We start from the raw sequence: 8,357 nt of genomic DNA, 5'->3' as shown, positions 1-8,357 counted from the left end.
CTCATGATCTCCAAATTGACCTTTAACATGAACATTTGATAAAGCTGAAATTAATGTCATGATCTAACCCTTTCACCTTTTGGGTCTACATAATGTGATGAAACTATTTCAACCGGTATTACTTTATTTTTAAGAGGCGACATCGCAAAAAGCTTTTCACCAATCATGTTTTTTCCATCTTTCAAAATTGCCAAAGAAAAAGGATTGTCATATTCAACACTCCAACATGATGCAGAGATGTGACCTAATTTTGGATTTGGTAATGGTGCTTTATCATCTTTAACCAAATGTGAGCCTTCAGGTATACTTGTTTTTTTATCCAATGGAACTACCCCTACTACTCTTTGTCTATCTTCAGCAGTAAATGCAGATCGTTGTAATGATCTTTTTCCAATAAAATCTTTCTTTTTACTAACAAGACCTTCTAAAGCGTTATCGTATGGAATTGTTCTACCATCAAGTTCTGATCCAGCAACATGTCCCATTTCAATTCTAAGAGTTGATAATGCTTCTGTTCCATATGGTTGAATGTTAAATTCTTTACCAACTTCCATTATTTTTTCCCACATATAATTTCCATAATCAGACTCTACATTTACTTCATAAGCAAGCTCACCTGAAAACGAAATTCTAAATATTCTTGCTTTAACACCAAATAAATCTCCCTCCATATAGCCCATGAATGGTAAACCTTCATTTGATACATCAGAATTTGGAAATAAATTTTGCAATAAATCTCTAGATTTAGGTCCGGCGATAGCTGCTCCAGCCCACTGTTCTGTAGTTGAAACTACATTCACATTTAATTCAGGCCAAACTAGTTGCAAATAATATTCTAAATGAGAAAGAACGTTTGCCGCTTGAGCTGTAGTAGTGGTCATATGATAATGATTTTCTGAAATTCTTGTGGTTGTTCCGTCATCCATAACAATTCCATCTTCTCTTAACATTACACCGTATCTAGCTTTACCAACTGGTAGCTTCAACCATGCATTTGTATAAACTCTGTTTAATAACTCTGCTGCATCGGGACCTTTGACATCAATTTTTCCTAAAGTTGTTACGTCACAAACTCCTACATTTGTTCTCACATTTTTTGCTTCTCTTTTAGAGGCCTCAAATAAATTTTCATTTCCTCTTTTATAATATCTTGGTCTTAACCAAACACCCGCATCAACAAAAACTGCATTATTTTTTTCATGCCATGAGTGCATTGGAGATTTTCTTGTTGGTTTTGAATTTTTACCAACCTCTCTTCCTACTATTGCTCCAATAGAAACTGGAGTATATGGAGGTCTAAAAGTTGTATGACCTACTGCAGGAACTACTTTGTTTTCAATTTCGGATACTAATTGCAATCCATTTAAATTACTTGTTTTTCCTTGATCTGTTGCCATTCCCAGAGTGGTATATCTTTTAACGTGTTCAATTGATCGATAACCTTCTCTTAATGCTATTTCTACATCAGATACCGCTACATCATTTTGAAAATCTAAAAATCTTTTATAATTTTTACCTTTTGGTAATGGAACACACCAAAACTTATCATGTTGAGAAGATTTTTTTTCAACAACATTTGGAATAGCTATCTCATTATCTTTTTTAGTTAATTTTTTTGATAATTCACTTCCTGCTTTAAATGAAGTTTTTATCGTTTCATCAAGTGAAAATACACCATTAGCTGCACCTAAAGTGATTTCATTTTGTTTTGATTGTCCTGGAACAAATGCATCAATTTCTTCTTTAAACTTTGTTTTATTTCCTGATTGTGAAGCTAAATGGATAGTTGGCGTCCAAAAACCTGAAACACAAATACAATCACATTGAATATTTTCTATCTTACCAAGTTGTTTTTTGTCATCTGAAATACTTGCAATATCTGCAGATTTTACTTTTTTGTATCCTTGTGCTGCAACCACAACATATGAATTTTTAATGTTAATTCCTAAATTTCTTGTTTCATCAATTATTTCTGACTCAGCGCTTTTCCTTGAGTCTAAAACAACTGGATCTACTCCATGTTTTTTAAATTCAATTGCTGTTTCATATCCACTATCGTTATTTGTAAATAACAATGGTTTTCTTCCAACTAAAACACCATATACTTTTAAATATTCTTTAGCAGCTGAAGAAAGCATAACTCCTGGCGTATCATTATTTCCAAAAACTATCGGTCTTTCAATTGATCCAGAGGAAATCAAAACTTCTTTTGCACGAATGTACCATAGTCTTTTATTAGGATGGTATTTTTTAGTTGATGGTAAATGATCACTAACTTTTTCTGACATCACAAGCATGTTGTGATCATAGTATCCAAAAATTTGAGATCTATTTTTTACAACAACATTTGGCATTGTTTTAAGTTCTGCAATTATTCCCTCGGCCCAATCTTTTCCTGATTGATTTCCAATATTGACATCACTAGTTAGTAAAGATCCACCAAATCTTGGTTTATCTTCAGCTAAAATTACTTTAGCTCCATTTTTTGCTGCAGCATACGCACCTGCTAATCCCGAAGGTCCTGAACCTGCAATTAATAAATCGCAATATTCATATTTATGTTCATACCTTTCTTTGTCATGTTTAGTTGAAGCTACACCTAAACCAGCTGCTTTTCTTATAAAAGGCTCATAAATTCGATACCAAAAACTTTTTGGCCACATAAAAGTTTTGTAATAAAAACCTGCTGGTAAAAAAATTTTTAGAAAATTATTGATTGCACCTATGTCAAAATTAACACTTGGCCAACAATTAACACTTTTAGCCTCTAAACCCTCAAATAACTCCTGTTCTGTAGCTTTTATATTTGGCTCTGTTTCACCATTTCTATAAAGTTGAACCACCGCATAAGGTTCATCTACACCTGCTCCAAAGAAACCTCTGGGTCTGTGATATTTAAAACTTCTTCCTACTAAATGAACTCCATTTGCTAATAAAGCTGAAGCTAATGTATCACCTTCATAACCAAAGTAAGTTTTTCCATTAAATTTAAAAGATAGTTTTTTATCTCTATTTATTAACCCGCCATTTTCAATTCTAAAAGCTTGAGTCATTAAGCAACTTCCTCATCAGCTTTAAAGGTTCTGAAAATTTCATGAGTTGCTGTATCTCTCTCAACCTTTATCCATTGTCTACATCCAGAAATATGTTGCCATAGCTCTAAATGCTTTCCTCTTAAACTTTTTCTATTGTAAACAAAATTATCCCATTCTTGATCAGAAACTTCTTTATTAAGTTCTGGTCTTTTAACGCTTGCATCACCACCATACGAAAATTCATTTTGAGACCTCATTCCACAGTGCGGGCAATTTATATAAAGCATTTACGATATCCAGGTTTTTGTTCCAAGTCCCTTTTCATCAATAAGATGGCCAGTACTAAATCTATTTAAACTATAACCAGCATTTAATTCGTGAACTCTATCTTGTGCAATTGTGTGTGCAAATGTCCATCCTGATGCAGGTGTGGCTTTAAATCCTCCATAGCACCATCCACAATTTAAATACAATCCTTCAATGTGTGTTTTATCAATAATTGGTGAACCATCCATCGACATATCCATTATACCGCCCCAAGTTCTCAACATTTTTAATTTACTTAAAAAGGGCATCATCGCTATTCCTTCAGTTAAAACGTGTTGTAATGTTGGTAAATTTCCTCTTTGAGCATAACTATTATACCCGTCGAGATCACCTCCCATTACCATCTCACCTTTATCTGATTGACTTACATAAAAATGACCAGCACCAAATGTAACTACTTTATCTAAAACTGGTTTAACTGGTTCAGAAACACAAGCTTGAAGTAAATGTGTTTCAATTGGTAAAGTCATATTTAATTTTTCAGCTAATATATTTGTGCTACCGGCAACACAAATACCAACTTTTTTTGCTTTAATATTTCCCCTTGAAGTTCTTATTCCTTTTATTTTACCTGCGTTAACATCAAAACCAATCACTTCACAATTTTGAATTATATCTACACCCATAGAGTCCGCTTGTCGTGCATAACCCCATGCAACAGCATCGTGTCTTGCTGTGCCTGCACTTGGTTGCATCAAACCACCAAAAATTGGAAATCTAACATTGTCAGAAAAGTCAGCCATTGGAATAATTTCTTTAACTTGTTCTCTATTTAAAAGAACTGCATCAATTCCATTTAACCTCATCGAATTTCCTCTTCTCGCGTATGCATTCATTTGTGCATCAGAGTGCGCAAGGTTAATTATTCCTCTTGGAGAAAACATTACATTGTAGTTCAAATCCTGACTCATCTTTCTCCATAAATTCATTCCAAACTCACTAAACAATCCATTTTCATCATGCATATAATTGGATCTAATAATTGTAGTGTTACGTCCTACATTTCCTCCTCCAATCCAACCTTTCTCGATTATTGCAACTTTTGTAATGTTGTGCTCTTTAGCGAGGTAATATGCGGTAGCTAATCCATGACCACCACCACCTATAATTACAACATCGTATTCTTCCTTAGGTGTTGGATCTTTCCAGGCTAAATCCCAATTTTGATGATTAGAAAAAGCATTTTTAACCAAGTTAAATATTGAATACTTCTGCATCAAATAATTTTATAACAAAGAATATAAATAGTGCTTATTTTTTTTATATATATTTTTTAGAAGTTTCCAAATATCTCAAAAAAGGATAAGAAGTCACAGGTAAATGTTTTTAATTTAAAGGATTATTCATGAGCGATGTAAAGTCAGATATTCAGATAGCTAGAGAAGCTAAAATGCAACCAATTAATGATATTTTAGCAAAGATAAATGTTCCTGATGAGAGTGCAGCTTTCAGCCCAATGGGAAGACACATCGCAAAAATAAATTTGGAATATTTAGACACTCTTAAAGATAAACCAGATGGAAAATTAATTTTAGTAACTGCAATCACTCCAACTCCAGCTGGTGAAGGTAAAACAACTACTTCTGTTGGATTGAATGATGGATTAAATAAAATTGGAAAAAAATCTATTGTTTGTTTAAGAGAACCAAGTCTTGGTCCCTCTTTTGGAATGAAAGGTGGTGCAGCTGGCGGAGGATATGCTCAAGTTGTTCCTATGGAACAAATAAATTTACATTTCACAGGTGATTTTCATGCAATCACATCAGCTCACAATTTGTTATCTGCATTAATTGATAATCATATTTATTGGGGAAATAAATTAGACATAGACGTTAGAAGAATTGTTTGGAAAAGAGTCATGGATATGAACGATAGATCTTTAAGATCAATAAACATTAATTTAGGTGGTGTTGCCAATGGATTTCCAAGAGAAGATGGTTTTGATATTACTGTTGCGTCTGAGATAATGGCAATCTTTTGTTTATCAAATGATCTAGAAGATTTAGAGAAAAGAATTGGGAATATTACAATTGGATATAACCGAGATAAAAAACCAGTTTATGCAAAAGATTTAAATGCTCAAGGACCTATGACAGTTCTTCTTAAAGAAGCTATTAGACCTAACGTAACACAAACATTAGAAAACAATCCTGCAATTATACATGGAGGTCCTTTTGCAAATATCGCTCATGGATGTAACTCAGTTATTGCAACAAAAACTGGATTAAAACTTGCAGATTACGTTGTAACAGAGGCAGGGTTTGGTGCTGATCTGGGTGCTGAAAAATTTTTAGATATTAAATGCAGAAAATCAAATTTAAAACCTAGTTGTGTAGTAATCGTTGCAACAATCAGAGCATTAAAAATGCATGGTGGGGTTGCAAAAGAAGATTTAAAAAACGAAAATGTAGATGCACTTAAAAAAGGATTGGTTAACCTTGAGAGGCATATTGAAAATGTTAAAAAATTTGGTTTACCAGTTGCAGTTGCTGTTAATCATTTTATTAAAGATACAGATAGTGAAGTAAAAGCACTAATAGATTTTTGTAATGATTTAGGAGTTAAAGCAAGTCTTTGTACTCATTGGGCAAATGGTGGTGAAGGAACAAAAGATTTAGCAGCTCATGTTGCTAAATTATGTGAAAAAGATGAGGCAAAATTTAAATTCTTATACGAAAGTAAAATACCATTGTTCAAAAAAATTGAGACAATAGCAAAAGAAATTTATAGAGCTGATGAAGTAATTGCTGACAATAAAATAAGAGAACAACTAAAAAGCTTTGAAGCAGCTGGATACGGTGACTTACCAATCTGTGTTGCAAAAACTCAATATAGTTTTTCAACTGATCCTAATTTAAAAGGTGCTCCATCTGGCCATGCTCTTCCAATAAGGGAAGTAAGACTATCATCGGGTGCTGAATTTATAGTTGTTATTTGTGGAGCGATAATGACAATGCCTGGTCTTCCAAAAGTTCCAGCAGCAGACTCGATTAAGTTAAATAAAAAAGGTGAAATAGAAGGTTTATTCTAAATTTAGATAGTCTAACCAGTTCTCCAATTCTCTCATTCTAGAAACTTTATCTAATTTATTATTCTCAGTTTCTATATATTTAATATGATTATTGATTTCATCCTCATCTTTAAAAGCACCTTTTTCTAAAAGTCTCTTTTTTCTGAAAATAATCAAATTGATCATTTTATTATAAGTAATCTCAGGGTGATATTGAAGTCCCCATATATTACAGTTACCAACTTTGAAATTTATTCCTTGAACGTTATTTATTGAGTTTGAGGCTAATAAAATTGAATCTTCTGGTATTGTTACGACTTCATCAAAATTAAATGCTGGTGTGTTAAATTTTCGATCTTTATTTTTATAAAGTGGATGATTTAAACCATTTTCATTAATTTCTATATTTGAGGCAATGCCTCTATGAGATCCTTTTGTCGCTTTTCTTACCTCCCCTCCTGCTGCAGTCACAGCTACTTGCATGCCCCAACAAATTGCTAGAATTTTTTTTATTTTTTTCTGACACTCTTTCATAAAATCAATTTGTCTTTTTATTTCTGGAGTATTGTTATAGATGTTCAAACTACTTCCTCCCCAAATAAGACCATCGTAGCTTTCAAGTGCATCAATATTTTTATCGATATTTTCATCTGAAGAAGGATTGACCACGTGGGTTTCTAATTTATCTGTAAAAAACGCTAAACTATCTTTAAGGCTTTCTGTATGTGTTTGAATTCCAGCCTCAGAAAAACTTTGATTTTCTTCTCGTAAGTTTCCTTCTACTATCAATATTTTTTTCATTAAAATAATTCTCCAGAAATACTTTTTATATACATTTCTTTTAGATCAATTTGACTTAATTTTTTGGGATTTCCTCCTGTAGATGGATCTTCAAATGCCATTAAGGAAAGTTCATCTAAATCAACATTATTACAGTCCATCACATCTGATAATTTGTGTGGAATGTTTAAATTTTGTCTTAATTCCAAAATCCAATTTATAAAACTATCAAAATTTTTATTTAAATTAAGATAATCACAAATTGATATTATTTTATTTTCAATTGAGTGTTTATTAAATGTCAAAACATAAGGCATAAATATTGCATTTGATAAGCCGTGGTGAACATTAAATTTACCGTTTACTGGGTGGCTTAAAGAGTGAATTGCTCCCAGTCCTTTCTGAAATGCAGTCGAGCCCATTGAAGCTGCTGAAAGTAAATCCATTCTAGCCTTAACATCTTTTCCATTTTTAAAGGCTTTAATTAATGAATTTTTAATTAATTTCATTCCTTCTATTGCCATACCATCAGCCATTGGATGATATCCTGGTGCACAAAATGCTTCTAAATTATGTGCAAGTGCATCCATTCCTGTTGCTGCTGTTAATCTTGGAGATAAATCTAGTGTAAGTAAAGGATCTAAAATAACAATCGAAGGTAACATTTTTGGGTGAAAAATAATTTTTTTTGTACCTGTTTCTTTATTTATGATTGCGGATGCTCTACCAGTTTCGGATCCAGTCCCAGCAGTGGTTGGAACTGCAATAATTTTTGAAATTTTTGAACTATCAGCTCTTGTCCAGTAATCATCAATATCTTCAAAATCCCATAACGGTCGAGATTGATTGCACATGAATGCTATAGCTTTTCCAACATCTAAACCACTTCCGCCTCCTAAAGCAATTACACCATCACAGTCCAAGGTATTATAAACTTCGACACCTTCTTCTACATTTTCTCCAATTGGATTTCCCGTAAAATTAGAAAAAATTGCTAAATTTTTAAAACTTTTTTTTAATCTTAATATTATATTTTTTATCAAATCTAAGCTGATTAAATCCTTGTCTGTTACGAATAATGGATTTGAAATATTCAACTCTTTACAAGCTAAGGATAAATCTTCAATTCTATTTTCTCCTATCCACATAGTGGTAGGATAATTCCAATTAATACCCATAACAAAATATAATTTTATTTTTTTAAA

At 32.4% G+C, this 8,357-nt stretch carries 6 protein-coding genes; 1 reads left to right on the top strand and 5 read right to left on the bottom strand.

The genetic code is table 11. The annotated features are described in order from the left end of the window. Positions 1 to 56 precede the first annotated feature (56 nt). Genes ACTTBL_RS02685 through ACTTBL_RS02675 form a run of 3 tightly spaced genes read right to left on the bottom strand, consistent with a single transcriptional unit; the run spans position 57 to position 4,579 of the window. A complete protein-coding gene (locus tag ACTTBL_RS02685; protein WP_440643494.1) occupies positions 57 to 3,053 on the bottom strand; it encodes a sarcosine oxidase subunit alpha family protein in 2,997 nt (998 codons plus the stop codon). Next, entirely contained in the window at positions 3,053 to 3,322 is a 270-nt protein-coding gene (locus ACTTBL_RS02680) for a sarcosine oxidase subunit delta (protein ID WP_023854156.1), read from the bottom strand. Before ACTTBL_RS02680 ends, ACTTBL_RS02685 begins: the two co-directional genes overlap by 1 nt. Continuing rightward, complete coding sequence (locus ACTTBL_RS02675) at positions 3,323 to 4,579, bottom strand: sarcosine oxidase subunit beta family protein (RefSeq protein WP_440643493.1); 1,257 nt, start codon at positions 4,577 to 4,579, stop codon at positions 3,323 to 3,325. 128 nt (positions 4,580 to 4,707) lie between these two features. On the opposite strand from ACTTBL_RS02675, the gene ACTTBL_RS02670 reads away from it, so the two are divergent. Continuing rightward, on the top strand, positions 4,708 to 6,393 hold the full coding sequence (locus ACTTBL_RS02670) for a formate--tetrahydrofolate ligase (RefSeq protein ID WP_440643492.1): 1,686 nt from the start codon (positions 4,708 to 4,710) through the stop codon (positions 6,391 to 6,393). Here ACTTBL_RS02670 and ACTTBL_RS02665 read toward each other — a convergent pair. Together ACTTBL_RS02665 and ACTTBL_RS02660 are read right to left on the bottom strand one after the other, a co-directional pair. Beyond that, positions 6,385 to 7,173, bottom strand: coding sequence for a type 1 glutamine amidotransferase (locus ACTTBL_RS02665; RefSeq protein WP_440643491.1), 789 nt, complete (start codon positions 7,171 to 7,173; stop codon positions 6,385 to 6,387). The two genes, ACTTBL_RS02670 and ACTTBL_RS02665, sit on opposite strands and share 9 nt — an antisense overlap. Then, positions 7,173 to 8,330 carry an iron-containing alcohol dehydrogenase gene (locus tag ACTTBL_RS02660; protein ID WP_440643490.1) on the bottom strand — a complete coding sequence of 386 codons (1,158 nt, stop codon included), beginning with the start codon at positions 8,328 to 8,330 and terminating at the stop codon, positions 7,173 to 7,175. Before ACTTBL_RS02660 ends, ACTTBL_RS02665 begins: the two co-directional genes overlap by 1 nt. Positions 8,331 to 8,357 lie beyond the last annotated feature (27 nt).

This window comes from Candidatus Pelagibacter sp. HIMB123, from assembly GCF_052048195.1.
Lineage (GTDB): Bacteria > Pseudomonadota > Alphaproteobacteria > Pelagibacterales > Pelagibacteraceae > Pelagibacter.
This window is presented reverse-complemented; position numbering and strand designations above follow the sequence as displayed.

Bases quoted from the DNA above. Each gene is read 5' to 3' on its own strand.
- ACTTBL_RS02685 (WP_440643494.1), bottom strand. From the start codon at position 3,053: ATGACTCAAGCTTTTAGAATTGAAAATGGCGGGTTAATAAATAGAGAT.
- ACTTBL_RS02680 (WP_023854156.1), bottom strand. From the start codon at position 3,322: ATGCTTTATATAAATTGCCCGCACTGTGGAATGAGGTCTCAAAATGAA.
- ACTTBL_RS02675 (WP_440643493.1), bottom strand. From the start codon at position 4,579: ATGCAGAAGTATTCAATATTTAACTTGGTTAAAAATGCTTTTTCTAAT.
- ACTTBL_RS02670 (WP_440643492.1), top strand. From the start codon at position 4,708: ATGAGCGATGTAAAGTCAGATATTCAGATAGCTAGAGAAGCTAAAATG.
- ACTTBL_RS02665 (WP_440643491.1), bottom strand. From the start codon at position 7,173: ATGAAAAAAATATTGATAGTAGAAGGAAACTTACGAGAAGAAAATCAA.
- ACTTBL_RS02660 (WP_440643490.1), bottom strand. From the start codon at position 8,330: ATGGGTATTAATTGGAATTATCCTACCACTATGTGGATAGGAGAAAAT.